Here is a 19,856-nt window from a genome sequence, read left to right as displayed (position 1 = left end):
TTTTGGACGCCGATCACCCCGCTAACCGGGTTCCTTTTGCACGCCGATCCACAGGCGGGATATCAGCGGGAACACCGCCGCTGGCCTGCGCGCTTTGCCCAATCGCTTGTTCCTGACCGGAACAGCCGCGCTTGCGCTGCCCGGGCACTCTGCTAGCGTGCCAGACCGATGGACGATCGGATTGCAGATATCGCTGTGCTGGGCGGCGGGCTTGCCGGGGGCTTGATAGCGCTGGCGCTGGCGAAATTGCGCCCTGAACTGCGTGTTGTGGTGATTGAGCGTGGCGCGCAACTGGGCGGCAATCACGTCTGGTCGTTCTTTGCCACTGACCTTCCCGCCGGTGGTACCGAATTGGTCGAACCGCTGATCGCCGCGCGCTGGGATGATTATGAGGTGCGCTTTCCGCGCCTGCGCCGCACCCTGGCAACGCCATACCACAGCATCACCAGCGCACGGCTGGATGCCGCGGTGCGTGCCGCGCTCCCCGACGGTGCAGTGCTGTGCGGCGCAGAGGTGGTCAGCGTGGCGGCCGGGCGTGTGGTGCTGGCCGACCAGCGGACCATTTCCGCCGGCGCGGTGATCGATGCACGCGGAACCGCCGGCCTGCCGCATATGGCCGGCGGCTGGCAGAAATTTCTGGGCCAGATGGTGCGCACCGAACGCCCGCACGGCCTGACCCGCCCGGTGGTGATGGATGGCACCGTGGCGCAGCACGATGGTTATCGCTTTGTCTATTGCCTGCCGTTTTCAGACCATGAGGTGTTTGTCGAGGACACCTATTATGCCGATGGGCCGGAAGTAGACGCGCCGCTGCTGCGCGAACGAATCGGCGCCTATTGCGCGGACGCCGGGTGGCAGGTGGCGGAGATTCTGGGCGAAGAATCCGGGGTGTTGCCGGTTGTCGGGCGCGGTGATTGGGCGGCGTTCCGCACTGTCCACGAAATTCCGGGCGTGGCGCTGGCCGGGGTGCGGGCCGGTTTGCTGCACCCGCTGACCGGATATTCGTTCCCCTCTGCGCTGGCCTTTGCGCTCGATCTTTGCCGGCAGCGCGATGTTTCGGGCGCCGGGCTGGCTGGGTGGAGCCGGACCTGGGCCGAACGCGAATGGCGCACCGGCGGATTTTATCGCATGCTCACCAAAATGCTGTTCGCGGCGGCCGTGCCGGACCAACGCTATCGGGTGCTGCAGCGGTTCTATGGGTTGAACCAGCGGCTGATCGAGCGCTTTTATGCGGGTGAATCGACCAGGGCAGACCAGTTGCGGGTGTTGTCGGGTAAGCCGCCAGTGCCGTTTTTCACCGCCGTGGCCACTGTGCTGGGTGATCCCCTGCTCAATCCGCTGAGCCTGCCGGTGCCCGCATCATGATGCGGTGCGCCGGGTCCCGGCGCCGCTGTAACCGGGCGTAACAATGCCCGATCAGCCCCGACCCGATCGCCCCCATGCCGTTGTCATCGGTTCCGGGTTTGGCGGGCTGGCAGCGGCGATCCGGCTGGGCGCGCGTGGCTATCGCGTTACTGTGCTGGAACGGCTTGATTCACCGGGCGGCCGGGCCGGGGTGTTTCGCCAGGACGGTTTCGTGTTCGACGCGGGCCCCACGATCATCACCACGCCCTATCTGTTTGAAGAGCTGTGGGCGCTGTGTGGCCAGCAGATGTCGGACCACATAGATTTGCGCCGGATCAACCCGTTTTACACCATGCGCTTTGACGATGGCAGCGTGTTCCGCGCCAGCGCCGATCCCGCGGCCATGCGTGCGGAAGTGGCGCGGTTCGAACCCGCCGACGTTGCGGGTCTCGACCGCTATTTCGCCGACAGCAAAACGATCTGCAAAGTCGCGTTTGACCAGCTGGCCGATCAACCGTTCGACACATTCGGCGCGCTGATCAAGAGCGCGCCCGACCTGGTCCGCCTGGGTGGCTATCGCACCGTCTATCAGCATGTCTGCCGCTATTTTCGCAATGACAAGCTGCGCATGGCGTTCAGTTTTCAACCTTTGCTGATCGGCGGAAACCCGCTGTCGACCACCGCCTATTACGCGCTGGTCGGGCATCTGGAACGACAACACGGGGTGCACTATGCATTGGGCGGAACCGGTGCGCTGGTGGCGGGCCTGGTCCGCCTGATCGCGGGCCAGGGCGGATCGCTGCGGCTGAATGCCGATGTGGTGCAGATCACGGCAAGCGCCGGCCGGGCAACCGGCGTGACGCTGGCCGGTGGCGAACACATTGCGGCCGACGTGGTTGTATCCAACGCCGATGTCGGCGCCACTTATACGCAGCTGCTGGCGGGCCAGCCGCGACGCCGGTGGACCGATCGCAAGATCGCACAAATGAGCACATCGATGGGCATGGTTGTCTGGCATTTCGGCAGCAACCGCCGCTTTGACGGCGTGGGTGTGCACACCATGGTGATGGGCCCGCGCTATCAGGGCCTGTTGCGCGACGTTTTCACCAACAAGGTCCTGCCCGACGACACCATGATCTATCTGCATCGCGCGACAGCGGCCGACCCCGCGCTGGCGCCCGACGGTTGCGACACGTTCTATGCGGCAGCGCTGGTGCCCAATCTGGCCAGCGGCACCGATTGGGGGCAGGCGGTGGAAAGCTATCGCGCGCGGATTCAGGCGCGGCTGGAGGCGACACTGCTGCCCGGGCTGGGCGACAGCCTGGTCACATCGCACGTGCAGACGCCACTGGATTTTCAGGACCGCTATCGCGCGACACTCGGCAGCGCCTTTTCGATCGAGCCGCGCCTGTTCCAGACCGCGTGGTTCAGGCCGCACAACCGCAGCGAAGACCTGGCCGGGCTCTATCTGGTGGGCGCCGGCACGCATCCCGGCCCCGGTGTGCCCGGCGCGCTGTCGTCGGCGCGCATCCTGGACACAATCGTACCGGACGCCCGCGCGGGACATGGCCCGTCAGGTTAGACCCGAACGTATATGGATCGCGCGGCGCCGTTCCGGGCCGCCCGCCCAATCGGCCAGCAGCCGCGCGGCGGCGAGGCGGCCCGACATCGTCGCCATCGGGATGCCCGGCCCCGGATGCACGCTGCCACCTGCCAGATACAATCCCGGCACTTTGCCACTGGCGCCCGCGCGCGCAAAACTGCCCATCATGCCGTGGTTGGCGCGGCCATAGAGCGCACCGCCGGTGGCCGGGAACAGCGCGTGAAAGCCGCTCGGGGTGGTCACCACCGGATCGGCAACGGGCGTCACGGTCAGCCCGCACGCCTGCATCAGGCCAAACGCGCGGGTTGAAAGGTCGGCGATGGCGGCCGCATCCAGCGGTGCCCGGTCACCATCGGCAGGCGCGTTGATCAGCGCCAGCAACCGTTCGGGCGATCCGGACTGCGCAGAACCCGCCTCCCCGCGATCCTGCGCACACAGATAGACCGTGGGCGCATCGGTGATGCCGCGCTGGCGAAACACCGTATCGAATTCCCGCCGGTAGTCTTCCGCAAAAAACACGTTGTGATGCGCCAGATCAAAGCCGGAGGTCCGCGCCGACAGGCACCAGGTGACCGCCGACAAGGAACGCGCGCGCGGTGCCGTCACCGGGACCGGGCGCGCCTCATCAGTCAGCGCCGAAATATCCCCGTTGAACACCACCGCATCGGCGGGCAACCGTTCACCATTGGTCAGCAACACACCGGCCACGCGGCCGCGTTCGATCAGGATCTGCTGCAGCTCGGCGCCGAACCGGAATTGCGCGCCATGCCGCTGCGCCAGGTCCTGGATTGCGCGCGCCACGGCGTGGATGCCGCCCCGGACCAGCCACACGCCATCCTGTTCGACATGCGCGATCAGCATCAGCGTTGCCGGCGCCGACCACGGCGACGCGCCGACATAGGTGGCATATCGCCCGAACAGCTGGCGCAGGCGCGGATCGCGAAAATGATCGCCCAGCGCATTCCACAGCGTGCGCATCGGCATGGTCCGCCACAGATCGGGCATGCGGCGCGGGCCAAGCCGGGCGACCAGGCCCGCCACCGAAGGACGCTCTGCCGCGATGAATTCCCGGGCCAGCGTGTTATAGATATCCTTGCTCTGCGCGCAAAAGGCCAGATAGGCGCGGGCCTCGTCCGGCCCGGCAAACGCGCCGATCGCGTCGGCCGACCGGGCGATATCGGCAAACAGATCAAGCGTGCCGCCCTGCCGCCAGGCATGCCGCGCCAGCGTTTTGGCGGGCACCAGGCCCAGGTGATCGTCCAGCCGTTCGCCCGCATCGCCAAACAGCCCGTCAAAAATCCACCGCATGGTGAACACCGTCGGGCCGGCATCGATGGCCGCACCACCGGCGATGACGTGGCGCATCTTGCCACCGACGCCGCCTGCGCGTTCGCACACGGTAACCTGCGCGCCCGCGCGCGCCAGATCGGCCGCAGCGGCCAGCCCGCCCATACCGGCACCGATAACGATGACACGCTGATCCGCCATGGCCGTGTCGTTCAATCCGAAGCCGTTATGCCGCGCCGCCCGATCAGCCGGAACGGATTCAGGCCCGCCTGCAGATCAATGCGAAAGCGGTGATAAATGATTATGGTCAGGCCGATCACCAGCGGCACCGCCCACATCGCCGGCTGCAGCGCAAGCGACGGGATCAGCCGCACCGAACCAAACGCCAGGAACGCGGTGTAGACCGAGATGCCGGCACCAACCAACGCCTTCACATGCTCTTTCAGCCAATCGACCGGCGAAGGATTGCGGCCATAGATGAACAGCAGATTGGTAATGCCGGTGGCCATGCCCACCACCGCAATCGCCACCATCAGCAGCTGGCCGATCTTCATACCCTGCCAGGCGCAGACCACTGCCGCGACCATCACCACATATTGCAGGCCGATATTCAGCCAGGTGCGGTTGGCCGCGACATTGCGCCGGTTGGTCACGCACAGCCAGCCGTACCATGCCAGGTTGATCGTCAGGATGCCGTTGTGCAGCATCATCCAGCCAAAAATCCCGCGCACGAACGGCACGTCAAACCGGCCCGCCAGATGCGGATGCACCCCCATCGGATCATACAGCGTAAACAGGCTCATCACGATCGCCAGGCACCCGGTCAGCAGCACCGCACGGGTGAAAATGCGGCCCCATTTGCGGTGGTTGACGCTGCCCTTGCGGCCCACCACCGGCACCCAGAACGCCACCGCGCCGGTTGCACCAGCCGCAATGTGCGCGGCGATCAGGCAGCGGAACAGTACCAATTCCATCGTATGCCCCGCTCCTTCTCCACACTGTCTATCGCATTGGACAATAGCACTGTAAAGCTGGAGAGAATGACGCGCCTTGATGCCCAGTTTCCTGTTTCCGGACCGCGTGGTTATGAACCACCGCGCCCCACGGCGAGCGCGGCGGTGCTGGCGCTGCTACGCGTCGCGCTGCGCGGCGATGGTGATTTGTTAAGCCTGTTGCCGGCCAGTGCCTATCGCGCCGCCATCGGCCCGCTCGGCTATTCGCGCCGTCAGATCCTGATCGTCAACCAGCCCGACCAGGTGCGCCGGGTGTTGTCCGATCCCGAGGGTATTTTTCCCAAAAGCGACCTGATGGTGGCGGCGCTGGCGCCGCTGATCGGCGATTCGATCTTCGTGTCGTCGGGTGACACCTGGCGCCGTCAGCGGCGGATGATCGATCCGGCGTTCACGATGATGCGGGTCAATCGCGCGTTTCCCGCCATGCAGCAGGGCGCCGATGCCTGTGAAGACATGCTGGATGGCCACGCCAGGGACGATGCCGCGCTGTCGCTCGATCTGGCGATGAGCCACCTGACCGCCGACATCATCTGTCGCACGGTGTTCAGCACCGGGCTGGAAACCGGGGCGGCGCACGCGGTGTTCGATGCGTTCACGGTGTTTGAACACAGCGTGGCGCAAGTGGAAATCCGCCGCCTGATCATGGACCGCGCCTGGACGGCGGTGCCGCAGCGCGATTTTGTGCTGGCCGCTTGTGACACCATCCGCCGCCAGCTGGGCGATCTGCTGGATACGCATCTGGGCCCCGATGGCGCGCATTTCGACGATATTGCCGCCGCCGTGATCGCCGCGCGCGATGATTTCACCCGCACCGCGTTTACCCGCGAAGAGCTGATCGACCAGTTGGGCGTGCTGTTCCTGGCTGGCCATGAAACCAGCGCCAGCGCACTGACCTGGGCGGTGTTTCTGCTGGCGATGCAGCCGGATCTGGTCGCGCGGATACGCGCAGAGATCCGTCAATTGGCGGGTGACGGCGATCCGATCACGTTTGAAATGACCAAACAGCTGCCGACCATCCGCAACGCCTTTCGCGAAACCTTGCGGCTCTATCCGCCGATCACGTTTCTGCCGCGGGTCGCTACCGAAGCCACAACGATCGGCCATACCAAAGTGCGGCGCGGCGCGCTGGTGATGGTCGCGCCGTGGGTGTTGCACCGCCACGCCCGCTATTGGCGCGATCCGCACCGGTTCGACCCGGACCGGTTCCTGCCCGAACGCGAGCGCGAGCTGACCCCGGGCGCCTATATTCCGTTCGGCCTGGGCCCGAGGGTGTGTGCCGGCGCGGCGTTTGCGCAGGCAGAGGCCGTGCTGCTGATCGCGCGGCTGTTCCGCCGGTTTGATTTCCAGGTGATCAACGCGGCGGGCGTGCGGCCCGCCGCGCGGCTGACCACGCGCCCGGCCGAACAGATCATGGTGCGCGTGCGCCGCATTGCCCCGTGACGACCGTCCTGCTGACGCTGGGACGCCTGCCGCTGGCGCTCGATCTGGCGCGCGGTTTCAGCCGCGCCGGATGCCGGGTACTGGTCGCCGACCCGTTTGGCCGGACGCTGGCCGGGGCTTCGCACCATGTCGCGCGCAGCTGGGCGGTGCCGCCGCCAGCAACCAACAGCGCAGGTTTTCTGGCGGCGATTGCCGGGATTGTCGCGCGCGAAGCGGTCGACATCGTCGTGCCGGTTTCAGAGGAGACCATGCATGTGGCGTTTCTGCGCGACCTGATCGATGCGCGGGTCCGGGTGCTGGCCATGCCCCCCGACCAGGTGATTGCGCTGCATGACAAGGCGGGATTTGTGCGTGCGGGGCTTGCCCACGGCCTGTCGGTGCCCGCATCGCACCCGCTTGGCACGCCGCAGGCGCACGCACTGGCCGCGGCGGGCGCCGTGGTGGTCAAACCGGTGTTTTCGTGCGCTGGCCGCGGCGTCCGCATCATGCCGGCGGGCTGCACACTTCCCGATTGTGACACTGCTGCCCCGGCAATCGTACAACGCTTTATCGCCGGGCACGAATTCAGCAGCTGTTCGCTGGCGCACGAGGGCCGCGTGCTGGCCACCATGGTGTACCGCGGGACGGCGATGTCGGGTTCGGTCGCGATCGCGTTCGAACGGGTGGAGCACCCGGGGATCGCCGACTGGATCGCGCGGTTCGTGGCCGCGCACGGGTGGAGTGGATTTATCGCGTTTGATTTCATCGTGGACGCCGCCGGCCTGGTATGGGGCATAGAATGCAACCCGCGCGTCACCAGCGGCCTGCATTTCTGGGAACCCGGGGACGTCGCACGCGCCGTGCTCAACCCCACCGGCCACGCACCGGTCCGGGTGCGCCGGCAGCGCCAGTTGCAGCAATTCTATGCCTGTCTGACCGAAACCCAGCTGGCCATGCTGCGCGGCCGCGGCTGGCGCGACCGGCTGGCCCGGCTGCTGACGACGCGTGATGTTACCTGGGACTGGCGCGATCCGTGGCCGTTCCTCAGCATGATCGTGACCGCATGGCCGATCATCCGGATGGCCATGGCGCAGCGCGTGCCGTTTGGCGAAGTGGCGACGCGCGATGTCGGCTGGTATGACCACAACGCAACGCCAGACGTCGCAGCGATTGCCGGGAACACGCTGCGATCCTGATCCGGCCTGGCGCCTGTTGGTAAGACCCGAATTGCCCCTGCGCGCGGCGCGTGGTTTATTTTTCGCGGCATCAACGCCCCGGGCAATTGCCTAGGCGGGATTGGGCCATTTGTTCTGTGGTATACCATAGATTCTGCCCATCCCGCAGCGAAGGCGGGGTGCCGCAATCGGCAACCGTTTGCGCCGGCTATGGACAGGTGGGTCAATGACAATCCGGAATCGTATTCAACGTGGCGGCATTACGCTGGCGCTGTGTGTGGTCGCAGCGTTTGTGATCGCCGGGCTGGGTGTACAGCAGATCCGCTTTGGCGGACCGATCCACCAGCGCAACCAGCTGTTGAGCGATCTGACCGGCGATATCCTGCCACCGCCCGAATATGTCATCGAAGCCTATCTTGAAGCGACGCAGCTCGACGATCACCCCGAAACGCTGGCGCTGCACCAGCCTCGGCTTGCCGATCTGGAAAAACAGTACCTGGCACGCGAAAGTTTCTGGCGGGATTCGGCGCTGGACCCCGAAATCAAGCAGAGCATGCTGACCGGATCGGTCCCGCTGGCACACGAATTCTGGAAAACCGTGGATGATGCGTTCCTGCCGGCGATTGCCCGTGGCGACAAGGCCGCGGCCGACGCCGCGTTCACCCGCCTGACTGCAAGTTACACCCGCCACCGGCAGGCGATCGACACGCTGGTCAATGCAACCACCGCGCAACAGGCCAAAGTGGCACAGACCAGCGGCACCACGCTGATCATGATCGCGCTGGTGCTGGCGGCAATGGGCGCGGCGATTCTGGCGTTCATCGTCCTGTGTCTGCGCTATCTCAACCGCCAGGTCATGGAACAGATCGGGCGGATTACCGCGCAGCTGGAACAGATGACCGCCGGCGATTTCGCGCTTGGGCTGGATGAAGCATCGGGACAGGACGAAATCGCGTCCTTGCGCCGCGCCGCACTGGCGTTTCGCGATGCGGGGCGCCGGCGCATCACCGCCGATGCGCAACAGGCACAAGTCGTCAGCGCGCTGGGCCAGGGCCTGGATGCGATTGCCGCGGGCGACCTGACCCACCGCGTGGTCAAACCGTTTGCCGCCGATTACGAACCGCTGCGGATGACCTTCAACCAGACGGTTGAACGCCTGTCGGTGCTGATCGGCGGCATGCTGATGTCGGCCGAAGGTGTGTCCAGTGGTGCCGATGAAATCCGCGCCGCATCAGACGATCTGGCGCAGCGCAACCTTCAGCAAGCCGCCGATGTCGAGGAATGGTCCGCCGCGCTGACCCGGGTCGACGGGCTGGTCAACCAATCGGCAACCAACGCGCGCCAGGTGCAGCAATCGATCTCCGACACCCACCATGAAGCGGCCGAGGGCGCCGATGTGGTAACCCGCACGGTTGACGCGATGGCCGGCATCCAGAGTTCGGCACAGGAAATCAGCCAGATCATCGGCGTGATCGACGGCATCGCGTTTCAGACCAACCTGCTGGCGCTCAACGCCGGGGTAGAGGCCGCACGCGCCGGTGACGCCGGGCGGGGCTTTGCGGTGGTCGCCAGCGAAGTGCGCGCGCTGGCGCAACGATCGGCCGAGGCCGCCAATGATATCAAGACGCTGATCACCAGTTCCGGCCGCCAGGTGACCACCGGGGTGGCGCTGGTGGCGGAAACCGGCAACCTGCTGGCCAAAATCGTGGGCGAGGTCGCGGACGTCAACATCAGCATCGCCGACATCGCCGACAGTGCCGAAGATCAGGCAGCCAGCCTGAAACGGGTGAGCAGCGCGGTGGTCGGCATGGACCGGGTGACCCAGCACAACGCCGCCATGGTCGAACAAGCGACCGCCGCCGCGCGCAGCCTGGTGGCAGAGGCGACCACGCTGCGCAACGCCGCGCAACAGTTCAGGATCGGCGGGCGCGGGCAGGCGATCATCGATGCCGCCGCAGCCGATGTGTTTCAGCCGCTGCGCCGCAGGGCCTGAACACAGGCATCACGCCCCTGCAAACGGGTCGGTCGCGGCATCGCCCGATACCAGGCCCAGCCGCACGATATGCCCGCGCCACCACACCAGCCCGGCCACCAGCCAGACCGTGCCCAGCACCAGCGCCGCGTGGTTCATGCCCGACAGAATCGCCCCCACCACCATGATCCCCAGCACCGGGGAAACCACGTGGAACAAGGGATTGCGCGCGGGCGCCCTCGCAAAGTGCACCAGCACGCAGACATGGATCAGCGCAAAGCCGAACAGCGCGCCAAAATTGACGAGCGCGGCCAGCTGATCCATCGCGTTGCGCAGCCACAGCGCCACCGCCAGCGACACCACCGTCGATACCAGCATGGCAATATGCGGGGTGTTGTGGCGGGGGTGCAGCCGCGCCAGCGGCGCCGGCAATTGCCGGTCGCGCGCCATCGCATACATCACCCGCGCCACCCCCACCTGCATCGGCAGCGCATTGCTTAACCCGACCAGCATGGCATAGGCCCAGGCCAGCGCGATCCCCGACCACACCCCGCCCAATTGCCCGGCCAGTTCATAGGCGGCCGAATCCAGGCTGCGGAAATGCGCACCCACCATGGCGTTGCCCAAAATCCACGTCGCGGCCACAAACAGGCTGGTCGCAAAGGCCAGCACCAGCAGGATCGCGCGGCCCAGCGTTCGCCCGCTGCGATCGGCGGTATCCTCGGCCAGGGTGGATACCGCGTCAAAGCCCAGAAACGACATGACGCAGATCGATGTGCCCGCCAGCACCGCAGGAAGATCAAACGGCAGATGAAAAAACGGGGCCATCCCCAGCCCGGCGGGGCCATGGGCGCGCAGTTGCACTGTGGCCGCCAGCGCCATCAGCGCGATCATCACCAGCACTTGCGCAATCACCGCGCCGAACGACACCCGCGTGGTGGAGCGCACCCCGAACCAGTTGACCGCAGTGGTGAACACCGCCAGCAGCACGATCCACACCCCGCGATCGATCCCCGGCATCAATTCGCCCAGCGCCACCGCCATCACCACATAGACGAACGCCGGGATCAGCAGATAATCGAGCAGGATCATCCAGCCCGCAAAAAACCCGGCAAACGGCCCCAACACAGCGCGGGCAAAGCCATAGACCGACCCGGCGCTGTGCACTTCGCGCACCATCGCGGCATAGCTGAACGCGGTAAACGCCATGCACACACCGCCCAGCAGATAGGCCAGCGCAATCAGCCCGCCCGACGCCGCCCACACCAGCCCCAGCGTCGACAGCACCCCGACCGGGGCAATATAGGCCAGGCCATAGGCAACCAGATCGCGCAAGGTGAGCTGGCGATGAAAACCCTGCGCTTCGCCTGCCGGCGTGGTGCCGGTCACGCTGCGCCGGCCACAAAACCGGTCAGCACGGCGGCGACATTGATGCCGATATCCGCCACCGCATAACCGCCCTCCATCACGAACAAGGTCGGCCGGCCCAGGCTGGCAATGCGCTGGCCGATCGCGGTGAAATCATCCACGCGCAGTTTGAAATGGCTGATCGGGTCTTCGGCAAAGGTATCGACCCCCAGCGACACCACCAGTGGATCGGGCGCAAATGCCGCAATACCGGCAATCGCCTGATCCAGCGCGGCCAGATAGTCGGCGCCGCTGGTACCCCACGGCAGCGGATAATTGCGGTTGGCACCCAGCCCTTCGCCCGCGCCGCATTCATCGGCATGGCCCAGAAAATAGGGGTATTCGACCTGGGGATCACCATGCAGCGAGGTGAAATAGACATCGCCCCGCTCGTAAAAAATGTCCTGCGTGCCGTTGCCGTGGTGATAATCGACATCCAGCACCGCAACCCGCGCGGCGCCATGATCGCGCAAATATTGCGCAGCCAGCGCCGCGTTGTTGAGATAGCAGAACCCGCCCATGGTGCGCGCGCTGGCATGGTGCCCGGGCGGCCGGCACAGCGCAAAGGCGCTGGCCGCGCCGCCGGCGATGGTCTGTGCCCCGGTCAGCGCGCAATCGGCGGCGGAACGCACCGCCGTCCAGGTGCCGGCGGTGATCGGGCCGGAGGCATCGACTGAATAGAACCCCAGCTTGCCATCGATATGCTGCGGCGGCACATCGCGGCGCAATCCGCGCGCGGGCCAGGTGGCGGGCAAGGCATCGCCGGTTTCGCCCAGCGCCGTCCATTCATCCCAGGCGGTTTCCAGAAAGGTCAGGTAATCATCGGCGTGCACGCGCGCCAGCACGGCGCGGTCAAACCGGTCGGGCGCCACCACATCACCAAGCCCTGCCGCGCGCACCGCTTCCAGCACCTGATCCACCCGCGACGGCATTTCGAAACAGGGAACCATGCGGCCGCGATACAGTTCGGCCGCGCCATGGTGCAACCGATGGTCATCGCTATAAATTGTCAGCATCGCCCGTCCCGAATTCGCATGATCACAGAACGTGCGAACCTGCCCGCTGGCCCCCGGCAATGCAAGCCGGCGTGACGACAGGCAAACAACTAGGGGGTGTCAGTGGTAGCGTCCAAACGCTTCGGCCGGCACGCCTTCGAGCTGGCGCGCACAGACGGTCAGCTGGCCCTGGTCAAACGTCAGCTGGTTGAACGTGGGCGGGGTGGTGCGCAACCGTTGCGACAGCGTGCCCGCGCCGATCATCCGCACCGGGCCGCTGGCGGTCGGGTTGACCATATCAAACGCATCGTGAACATGGCCCGACAGCACCCCCAGCACGCCGCGCTGCGCCAGGGCAGCCAGGGCACGGTTGCCGCCATGGGTCAGCGCGCGGCCCTGCGTGCCGACCTCCACCAGCGGATGATGGCAAGTGACCAGCACCGGCAGCCCGGGCGGCAAGGCGTCGATCTGTGCCAGCGCGTGCGCCAGCGCCGCGGTGCCGACCGTGCCGCGTGACCAGTTCAACCGCCATTGCGCCGCGGCCGTGGTCGGCAGCCGCACGATTGCCAGCGCATCCATGGCCAGCCCGTCCAGCAGCAAGGGCCGGGTGACCGTGGCCTCCAGCGCGCGAAACCGGCGATAGGGATCGATAAACCGTTCGACCGGGTTGAAATAGGGCAGATCATGGTTGCCGGGATCGATCCGCACCGGCGCGTCCAGCGCGCCGATCCAGCGGGCGGCCGCGGCAAATTCGCGGGACCGCGCGCGCATGGTCAGATCGCCGGTGATGATCACGCCATCGGGCGCCTCATCACGCACCAGCCCCGCCACCCAATCCAGCGCGCGGCGGTCTTCCAACCCGAAATGCAGGTCGCTGATGTGGAACAGGCGGATCATGTCCGCCGCCTTGCCGTGGGCATGGCCCGGCGGTCAAGTGCGATCCCGGCGCTGTTATACGAAGCTGCACTGGCGTGCAGTCATACCTCCCGCCCCGCCTCTCCACCCGACCACCAATGATAGCATCATGCTGTGGTGGTCGGGTGGGGAGGCGGGGCGGGAGGTATGAGCCGCGCTCAGCGCGGCCTCGTATCAAGCTGGGGCCGCACAAAACCGGCCCATGTCGTTAATGGGCTGCCGCCAGTGGTTGATCCGGTGGTCGCCGCGCCATGGCCATCGATCGAAGCACGGCTGCAACGCCGTGCCGGCCACGCCATACCCGATTTCAGCGAACGGCCCGGCGGGTGACGGAATTAAGCCCCCCGGAACCACCAGGTGCGGCCGGTCGTGACGGGCGGGGGAGCGTTGGAGGCGCGCCCCCGTCCGGACCAGCCAGCCTCCACCGCCGGCATCCCTGCCGCATATCAGGAGACCCATCATGTCCCATCCCAATGCCTGGCGCCGCGCGATGTACGCCGGACTGGCGCTGATCCCCGCATGCGCGCTGGCCAGTGCCCCCGCGCACGCCGCGCCCACCCACGCCAGTTCCACTCTGGCCGCACAAGTTCAGGCCGCGCCGGATGCCGGCAATGCCGACACCGACTTGCGCAAATTGACCGTGCGCTATCCCGATCTGGACCTGACCACGGCGCGCGATCGCGCCAGGCTGGAAACCAGGATCACCCGCGCGGCGGCGCTGGTGTGCGGCAACGATGACGGATACCTGTCGATCGCCACCGATGCGGAAGGCCGGCGGTGCTATTACGATGCGCTGGCGCGCGCGCATGCGCACCTGGCTGCCAATGCCCAGGCACGGACGCTGGTCAGTCGTTAAACAAAGCTGCACTGACGTGCAGTCAGACCTCCCGCCCCGCCTCGCGAGCCCGACCACCACAGCATGATGGTATCATTGGTGGTCGGCTCCTCGGCAAAAACGTCCCCCGGACGTTTTGTGCTCTTCGTCGCGGGAGGCAGGGCGGGAGGTCTGAGACGCGCGTAGCGCGACCTGGAATTAGAGGGTCAGTCGTTGGAAATGGCGCCGCTATAGCCGCTCATGACCAGATCGGCGCGGTCGCGCCAGGTCAGTTCACGCGGGCCCAGCACGCGGTCATCGGCGGCGCGAATGGTGATCGATGCAATCGGCAGGCCATCGCGCACATCGCACAGCACCGGATTGCTGGGCACGCCCAGCGCCCATTTTTCGCCCCACTGGCGCAGTGCGAGCATCGCCGGCAACAGGTCGTAACCCTTTGCGGTCAGGCAATATTCTACCCGGCGGCGGTCATCGGCGCACGGTTCGCGCACCAGGATACCCGCTTCGACCAGCCGCGCCAGCCGGTTGGACAGGATATTGCGCGCGATGCCCAACTGATCGAGAAATTCTTCGAAATGGCGCAGGCCGTTAAAGGTCGCGCGCAGAATCATGAAGGACCAGCGTTCGCCCATCACCTCCAGCGCCAGCGGCAGGCCGCAACCCGCCACAAACGTCAGCGGTTCGCGCAGCTTGGGCGCCAGCGTAATCGGATCAAGCGTTTTGGGCGCATGCGCGGTGGGCTCATGAGCGGGGGATTCTTGAATGTCGGGGCCGTGCAGGACAGTCATGATTTGGTCTCATATACCACAATGGCGGGAAATATAAGGTTCCTTGTTGCCGCGCATACCCCTCGCGGGCCGGGGTCAGGCGCAACCCGTAGCGGCAGTCCACGATTTTCGGTTGGAATCTGCAACGCGTCTACTTAAGTTCCGAATCGAAACCTAATTTCAACTTGGCCCCGGCTGGCACCCGTCAGCTCTCAACTCACCTGCTCTCCAGCGGACCCGTCCACCACAGCACACCGGTGTGGACGCACGTTGGCACCTCAGGCCCCGGATCATCCCCCATCAACCGGGGATCATCCGGGGCCCTTTTCGTTTGGGGCCGGCGGGGCTATGGCGCAAGGACAATGGCATCCGCGTTGCGCACGATACTGCCGGTTCTGGCCGGGATCGCCCTGACCGCGGCGGGGCAACCGGCGGCATTGACGGCGGCACCACCCACCCACGGTGCACCGGGCCGCGAACGCCTGACCCCGCGCGACTTGCATGATCTGCGCTGCGCGGCGGCGGTGGCGATGGTCGCCACGCGGCAGGCAAACGGCGATGCCGCCGCACTGGCGCTGCCGCCGCTGGGCATTCGCGGACAACGTTATTTTGCGCTGACCGGCGAACGCATTGCTGCCGCAACCGCGCTGTCCGCCACCGTGCTGCGCGATGTGCTGACCGAGGCGGCGCAAGGCCTGGCGCATGAGGGCGCGACCGCCGTGGCGCAGGCGTGCCTGGCCGATGTGGATGCGGTGGTGCCGCCGCGCCCGGCGCCCGATGCGCTGGTCTGCCACGCCATGCTGGGGGTTTACGCCGAGGTGCTGACCGCGCGCGATGCCGGCAGCGCGCTGGCGGCGACGCTGGCGCGCGAATCGCTGGCGCTGGCCCCGGCGGCGCGGGCGCTGCTGGCGGCACGGAGGATTGATCCCGCCGGGCAGGCCGCGACGATCGACCAGGCGCGGGCCGCCGTGCGGCTGGCGTTGAATGGCGGGGATGGTGGTTCCGCACCAATCGATGCCGACGGTTTCGGCCAATGCCGCCATCTGGCACAAACCCCCCCAAAGACCGGTTGAACGCGCGCCCGCGCGACCCCAGATTGGGGCAGATACTGCCACGCACCGCCTATGGGAGACCCCGCCGATGCCCGACAAGCTTGTCCTGACCGACGCCGAATGGCGCGCACGCCTGACCCCCGAACAGTTTCACGTGCTGCGCCAGGCGGGCACAGAGCGCGCGTTCACCGGCAAATATGATCGCAACAAGGCCGCCGGCGATTATTTTTGCGCAGGGTGCGGCGCGCCATTGTTCGAATCCGACGCCAAATTCGACAGCGGCTGCGGCTGGCCCAGCTTTACCGCGCCGGCAGAGCCCGATGTGGTCAGCGAATTGACCGACACCACCCACGGCATGGTCCGCACCGAAGTGCGCTGCGCCCGCTGTGACGGCCACCTGGGCCATGTGTTTCCCGATGGCCCGGCGCCCACCGGCCTGCGCTATTGCATGAACAGCGCTGCACTGGATTTCAGCCCCAAGGATTAACGGGCACGGATTGACTGGCGCATTCTGCCCGTTACCCACCGGTTTCTGCCCGCCGGCGTGCACGCGCCGGTTCATCGTGGGTTACAACTGGCGCGGGCAGAGGCGTTGACGCAGGCGCCGGCAGGATTGATTTTTGCATACCGCGATGGTCGTCGGCCGCCCGATGAAGCACATCCGGCCGGGCGGCACAGCAACACGCGGGGGGGGAACCACAGCATTCCGATGGCCAAAAGGGACGAACCCCGTCGCGGATCGACCGTGGCCCGCCTGTTCAGGGGGCTGGTCATCTGGACCTTTGCGCTGCTGCTGCTCGCCGGGATGGGCCTGGCGGCGGCGGTGCTCGTCACCGCGCGTTCGCTGCCGGGCTATGAACGCCTGAAATCGGGCCAGGCCGGACACATGATCGTGGTGCGCGCGGCCGACGGATCGGAAATCGTCACGCTGGGGCCCAGTTACGGCAAATGGGTTCCGATCGCGCGCATGCCACGCGTCATGCAGGATGCGATGACATCGGTCGAGGACCGGCGGTTTCGCGACCATTGGGGGGTCGATCCGGTCGGCATCGCGCGTTCGGTGTGGGTGCGGGTGGAAAAGGGCCATTGGCGGCAGGGTGGTTCGACCATCACGCAACAATTGGCGCGCAACATTTTTCTCAACAACAACCGCACGTTCGATCGCAAGATCCGCGAGATCGTGCTGGCGCTGGCGCTGGAAACCAATTTCAGCAAGGACCAGATCCTCGAACTCTATCTCAACAAGGTCTATTTTGGCGGGGGCGCCTATGGCGTCGATTCAGCCGCGCGCAAATTCTTTGGCCATTCGGGCGAACAGCTGAGCCTGGCCGAGGCGTCGATCATCGCCGGGCTGGTCAAGGCGCCGTCGCATTATTCCCCCACCGCCGATGCCAAGGCCGCGGTCGATCGCGCGCAGATCGTAATCCGCACCATGCAGGAGGCGGGCACGATCACGCCGGCGCAGGCCGAGGCGGCCAACCTGAAAGAGGTCAAGCTGGCGCAGGAAGCGGGGCAGAATTCGGCGCGCTATTTCACCGACTGGGTGTTGCCGCAGCTGGACCAGATCCTGCCCGACAACGATCAGCAGATCGAGGTGTGGACCACGCTTGACCCGCAGGCGCAGCGCGCCGCGACCGAGGCGATTGTCGCCAATGTGCCAAAGGATGCACAAGGCGCGCTGTTCAGCGTCGATCGCGATGGCGCGGTGCTGGCAATGGTCGGCGGCACCGATTATGTCACGTCGAACTACAACCGCGCCACCAACGCCGTGCGCCAGCCGGGTTCGGCGTGGAAGCTGTTCGTCTATCTGGCCGCGCTGGAAGCGGGGTACAAACCCGATGACAAAGTGGTCGACGAACCGGTCACCATCGAAGGGTGGAGCCCGCGCAATTCGGGCGGCAAATATGCCGGCCAGATCGATGTGCGCACCGCCTTTGCCTATTCGAAAAACACCGTCGCGGCGCAATTGGGCAACGAAATCGGGTTTGGCGCGGTCGCCAACATGGCGCGCCGGTTCGGCATCACCACGCCCGTTGCCACCAACCCGTCGATGGTGCTGGGCACCAGCGATGTGCGCATGGTCGACATGGTCCGCGCCTTTGCCGAAGTATCGGCCAAGGGCGCGGCGGTCACCCCCTATGGCATCCGCAAGGTGACCACCACCGAGGGCGAAGTGCTGTACAGCCACCGCCCCGACCCGGTTCAGCAGCTGGTGCCGGACTATGTCGCAGCCGGCATCACCGATCTGTTGCAGACCGCAGTGGCCATCGGCACCGGGCGCGCGGCGCAGATCGGCCGGCCGGTCGCGGGCAAGACCGGGACCACGACATCGAACAAGGATGGCTGGTTCCTGGGCTTTTCCAGCGGCATTTCGACCGGCGTGTGGATGGGGCGCGATGATGCGCATCCGGTCCCCGGGCTGCAGGGTGGTACTGCGCCGGCGCGCGCGTTCGCGGCCTATATGCGCGTCGCCACTGCCAAGCGCCCGCCCGAAAAATTCCAGACCGATCTGAAAATGCCGTCGCAACAGCTCGAACCCGATGACGAAACGCTGCAGAACAGCCCCGACAGCTATTTCTATGTCGATCCCGATGGCAACATCGCCAACCATCAGCCAGTCGCGCCCGATGCCGGCGAAGCGTTGCCGCCGCGCCCGCGCGATGACACCGTGCCCGTCCCCGACGATCAGGGTCAGGCCGCCAACAATGAATTCCTTGATCGCGCTACTGGCGCACCGCCAGCCACGCGCCGCAACATCCCGCGTGGCGCGGCGCCCGGACGACCGCCACCGGCCCACCCCGGCATCGGCAACTAACGTCCGATTACAAGCGCCTTTTGGCAAAAAGCGTCGCGATTTTCGGACAATAGCAATCATGGTCGCCAAGTGCCGGGCATCGTGCTAGGCGGCGCGAAGCACGGCCCGGTCGCACGCGACGGGGTTTGGCGCGCAACTGCGCCGGAATGACAGCGAGGTTTGAAGGTCGCATAGATGGCAGGATACAAGGAACCGGGTTTTGCGGATCGCGTGGCAGCAGCGGCCAAAGCGCGCGAAAGCGCGCTGGCGCGCCTGAAGGACAAGCCCGCGATCGACCCAGCCGTGGTGGCCGAACGCATCGCCAGGGAACAGGAACGCGCAGCCGCACAGGCGGCCCGGTCGGCCGAACGCGCCGCGGAACGCGAACGGCTGCGTGAAGAGGCCAAAGCAAAGAAGATCGTGCCACCCGCGCCCGAACCGGTCCCGCAATTGTCCGAGGCCGAACGCAAGGCCGCACGCGATGCCAAATACGCCGCACGCAAGGCGCGCAAGTCATCGAACTAGACGCGCACACTGCGCCGGACCGCCTTACGCTGGATGGCCACGACCAGATCGCCAGCGCGACCGTGCCCGACGGGGCGCTGTTGCGGCTGGTGCAGCGCGGCGATGCGTTCACCATCCTGCTGGACCGCACCGAACTGATGAGCACGCGCGCCAGCGGTTCGGAAGAGGCGCTGGCAACGATGACCTGCGACCGCCTGCGCGGGCGACCCGCGCCCGATCTGCTGGTGGGCGGGTATGGCATGGGTTATACGCTGCGCGCGGCGCTGGCGGTGCTGGATGTCGATGCCAGCGTGACCGTGGCCGAACTGGTGCCAGAGGTGATCGATTGGGCGCGCGGGCCGATGGCGGCGCTGACCGCCGGGTGCCTGGATGACCCGCGCGTGACCCTGGTGGGCGATGATGTCGCGATGCTGATCGATGCGGCGCGTGATGGTTATGACGCGATCCTGCTGGATGTCGACAACGGCCCCGAAGGGCTGACCCGCCGCATCAACGACCACCTGTACACCGCGCAAGGGCTGGATGCGGCGCGCGCGGCGCTGAAACCGGGCGGCGTGCTGGCGGTATGGTCGGCGTTTCCCGATCCGGCGTTCGCCCGGCGGCTGGCCGATGCCGGGTTTGCGGTCACCGAAACCCCGGTCAGCGAAGGCGGCGATGATGAAGAGGCGCTGCACATGATCTGGTTCGCGCAACGGCCCGACAAAATCTGACCAAAAAGAAGGGCGGCGCCGTTGACCCGGCACCGCCCCCTTT

At 66.3% G+C, this 19,856-nt stretch carries 18 protein-coding genes; 12 read left to right on the top strand and 6 right to left on the bottom strand.

The features are described 5' to 3' along the window. The first annotated feature begins 168 nt into the window (after positions 1-168). Both crtY and crtI read left to right on the top strand, forming a co-directional pair. Positions 169-1,365 (top strand): lycopene beta-cyclase CrtY, encoded by a 1,197-nt coding sequence (crtY, locus tag ABWP89_RS13750; RefSeq protein ID WP_353229967.1) that lies wholly within the window; start codon positions 169-171, stop codon positions 1,363-1,365. Between the two features lie 43 nt (positions 1,366-1,408). Further along, positions 1,409-2,926, top strand: a complete 1,518-nt coding sequence (crtI, locus tag ABWP89_RS13745) for a phytoene desaturase family protein (protein ID WP_353229966.1) — start codon at positions 1,409-1,411, stop codon at positions 2,924-2,926. Here the strand turns inward: crtI and crtD are convergent. Both crtD and ABWP89_RS13735 read right to left on the bottom strand, forming a co-directional pair. After that, the gene (gene crtD, locus ABWP89_RS13740) at positions 2,918-4,435 is read right to left on the bottom strand and encodes a 1-hydroxycarotenoid 3,4-desaturase CrtD (protein ID WP_353229965.1); all 1,518 of its coding nucleotides are present in this window, start codon (positions 4,433-4,435) and stop codon (positions 2,918-2,920) included. The genes crtI and crtD overlap by 9 nt on opposite strands. Positions 4,436-4,446: 11 nt before the next feature. Beyond that, positions 4,447-5,208 carry a hypothetical protein gene (locus tag ABWP89_RS13735; protein ID WP_353229964.1) on the bottom strand — a complete coding sequence of 254 codons (762 nt, stop codon included), beginning with the start codon at positions 5,206-5,208 and terminating at the stop codon, positions 4,447-4,449. Between the two features lie 66 nt (positions 5,209-5,274). Between ABWP89_RS13735 and ABWP89_RS13730 the strand changes: the two genes are divergently transcribed. The 3 genes from ABWP89_RS13730 (at position 5,275) to ABWP89_RS13720 (ending at position 9,834) form a co-directional block, all read left to right on the top strand. Next, on the top strand, positions 5,275-6,687 hold the full coding sequence (locus ABWP89_RS13730; protein ID WP_353229963.1) for a cytochrome P450: 1,413 nt from the start codon (positions 5,275-5,277) through the stop codon (positions 6,685-6,687). Next, positions 6,684-7,862 carry an ATP-grasp domain-containing protein gene (locus tag ABWP89_RS13725; protein ID WP_353229962.1) on the top strand — a complete coding sequence of 393 codons (1,179 nt, stop codon included), beginning with the start codon at positions 6,684-6,686 and terminating at the stop codon, positions 7,860-7,862. Before ABWP89_RS13730 ends, ABWP89_RS13725 begins: the two co-directional genes overlap by 4 nt. Positions 7,863-8,067: 205 nt before the next feature. Next, the gene (locus ABWP89_RS13720) at positions 8,068-9,834 is read left to right on the top strand and encodes a methyl-accepting chemotaxis protein (protein ID WP_353229960.1); all 1,767 of its coding nucleotides are present in this window, start codon (positions 8,068-8,070) and stop codon (positions 9,832-9,834) included. 9 nt (positions 9,835-9,843) lie between these two features. On the opposite strand, the gene ABWP89_RS13715 is transcribed toward ABWP89_RS13720, so the two are convergent. From ABWP89_RS13715 to ABWP89_RS13705, 3 genes are all read right to left on the bottom strand, one after another. Continuing rightward, positions 9,844-11,202: an APC family permease gene (locus ABWP89_RS13715; RefSeq protein WP_353229959.1), complete on the bottom strand. Its 1,359-nt coding sequence runs from the start codon at positions 11,200-11,202 to the stop codon at positions 9,844-9,846. Continuing rightward, positions 11,199-12,236, bottom strand: coding sequence for a histone deacetylase family protein (locus ABWP89_RS13710; RefSeq protein WP_353229958.1), 1,038 nt, complete (start codon positions 12,234-12,236; stop codon positions 11,199-11,201). Before ABWP89_RS13710 ends, ABWP89_RS13715 begins: the two co-directional genes overlap by 4 nt. A gap of 99 nt (positions 12,237-12,335) precedes the next feature. Beyond that, a complete protein-coding gene (locus ABWP89_RS13705; protein WP_353229956.1) occupies positions 12,336-13,112 on the bottom strand; it encodes a metallophosphoesterase family protein in 777 nt (258 codons plus the stop codon). 165 nt (positions 13,113-13,277) lie between these two features. Here ABWP89_RS13705 and ABWP89_RS13700 point away from each other — a divergent pair, with 165 nt between their 5' ends. Then, a complete protein-coding gene (locus tag ABWP89_RS13700; RefSeq protein WP_353229955.1) occupies positions 13,278-13,460 on the top strand; it encodes a hypothetical protein in 183 nt (60 codons plus the stop codon). A gap of 130 nt (positions 13,461-13,590) precedes the next feature. After that, positions 13,591-13,986: a UrcA family protein gene (locus tag ABWP89_RS13695; RefSeq protein WP_353229954.1), complete on the top strand. Its 396-nt coding sequence runs from the start codon at positions 13,591-13,593 to the stop codon at positions 13,984-13,986. Positions 13,987-14,171: 185 nt separating this feature from the next. On the opposite strand, the gene ABWP89_RS13690 is transcribed toward ABWP89_RS13695, so the two are convergent. Further along, positions 14,172-14,597, bottom strand: a complete 426-nt coding sequence (locus ABWP89_RS13690) for a winged helix-turn-helix transcriptional regulator (protein WP_353229971.1) — start codon at positions 14,595-14,597, stop codon at positions 14,172-14,174. Positions 14,598-15,094: 497 nt separating this feature from the next. On the opposite strand from ABWP89_RS13690, the gene ABWP89_RS13685 reads away from it, so the two are divergent. From ABWP89_RS13685 to ABWP89_RS13665, 5 genes are all read left to right on the top strand, one after another. Next, entirely contained in the window at positions 15,095-15,805 is a 711-nt protein-coding gene (locus ABWP89_RS13685) for a hypothetical protein (protein ID WP_353229953.1), read from the top strand. A 67-nt stretch (positions 15,806-15,872) separates the two neighbouring features. Continuing rightward, entirely contained in the window at positions 15,873-16,271 is a 399-nt protein-coding gene (gene msrB / locus ABWP89_RS13680) for a peptide-methionine (R)-S-oxide reductase MsrB (protein ID WP_353229952.1), read from the top strand. A 222-nt stretch (positions 16,272-16,493) separates the two neighbouring features. Next, positions 16,494-18,599 carry a transglycosylase domain-containing protein gene (locus ABWP89_RS13675; protein ID WP_353229950.1) on the top strand — a complete coding sequence of 702 codons (2,106 nt, stop codon included), beginning with the start codon at positions 16,494-16,496 and terminating at the stop codon, positions 18,597-18,599. Positions 18,600-18,773: 174 nt separating this feature from the next. Then, positions 18,774-19,103 carry a DUF6481 family protein gene (locus ABWP89_RS13670; protein ID WP_353229948.1) on the top strand — a complete coding sequence of 110 codons (330 nt, stop codon included), beginning with the start codon at positions 18,774-18,776 and terminating at the stop codon, positions 19,101-19,103. A gap of 62 nt (positions 19,104-19,165) precedes the next feature. After that, positions 19,166-19,813, top strand: coding sequence for a spermidine synthase (locus ABWP89_RS13665; RefSeq protein WP_502915296.1), 648 nt, complete (start codon positions 19,166-19,168; stop codon positions 19,811-19,813). Positions 19,814-19,856: the final 43 nt, after the last annotated feature.

Source organism: Novosphingobium sp., from assembly GCF_040398825.1.
GTDB lineage: Bacteria > Pseudomonadota > Alphaproteobacteria > Sphingomonadales > Sphingomonadaceae > Novosphingobium.
The sequence above is the reverse complement of the archived record's forward strand: the minus strand, read 5'-3'. Positions and strand labels throughout refer to the sequence as shown.

Bases quoted from the DNA above. Each gene is read 5' to 3' on its own strand.
- crtY (WP_353229967.1), top strand. From the start codon at position 169: ATGGACGATCGGATTGCAGATATCGCTGTGCTGGGCGGCGGGCTTGCC.
- crtI (WP_353229966.1), top strand. From the start codon at position 1,409: ATGCCCGATCAGCCCCGACCCGATCGCCCCCATGCCGTTGTCATCGGT.
- crtD (WP_353229965.1), bottom strand. From the start codon at position 4,435: ATGGCGGATCAGCGTGTCATCGTTATCGGTGCCGGTATGGGCGGGCTG.
- ABWP89_RS13735 (WP_353229964.1), bottom strand. From the start codon at position 5,208: ATGGAATTGGTACTGTTCCGCTGCCTGATCGCCGCGCACATTGCGGCT.
- ABWP89_RS13730 (WP_353229963.1), top strand. From the start codon at position 5,275: ATGACGCGCCTTGATGCCCAGTTTCCTGTTTCCGGACCGCGTGGTTAT.
- ABWP89_RS13720 (WP_353229960.1), top strand. From the start codon at position 8,068: ATGACAATCCGGAATCGTATTCAACGTGGCGGCATTACGCTGGCGCTG.
- ABWP89_RS13710 (WP_353229958.1), bottom strand. From the start codon at position 12,236: ATGCTGACAATTTATAGCGATGACCATCGGTTGCACCATGGCGCGGCC.
- ABWP89_RS13705 (WP_353229956.1), bottom strand. From the start codon at position 13,112: ATGATCCGCCTGTTCCACATCAGCGACCTGCATTTCGGGTTGGAAGAC.
- ABWP89_RS13700 (WP_353229955.1), top strand. From the start codon at position 13,278: ATGAGCCGCGCTCAGCGCGGCCTCGTATCAAGCTGGGGCCGCACAAAA.
- ABWP89_RS13695 (WP_353229954.1), top strand. From the start codon at position 13,591: ATGTCCCATCCCAATGCCTGGCGCCGCGCGATGTACGCCGGACTGGCG.
- ABWP89_RS13690 (WP_353229971.1), bottom strand. From the start codon at position 14,597: ATGGGCGAACGCTGGTCCTTCATGATTCTGCGCGCGACCTTTAACGGC.
- ABWP89_RS13685 (WP_353229953.1), top strand. From the start codon at position 15,095: ATGGCATCCGCGTTGCGCACGATACTGCCGGTTCTGGCCGGGATCGCC.
- msrB (WP_353229952.1), top strand. From the start codon at position 15,873: ATGCCCGACAAGCTTGTCCTGACCGACGCCGAATGGCGCGCACGCCTG.
- ABWP89_RS13675 (WP_353229950.1), top strand. From the start codon at position 16,494: ATGGCCAAAAGGGACGAACCCCGTCGCGGATCGACCGTGGCCCGCCTG.
- ABWP89_RS13670 (WP_353229948.1), top strand. From the start codon at position 18,774: ATGGCAGGATACAAGGAACCGGGTTTTGCGGATCGCGTGGCAGCAGCG.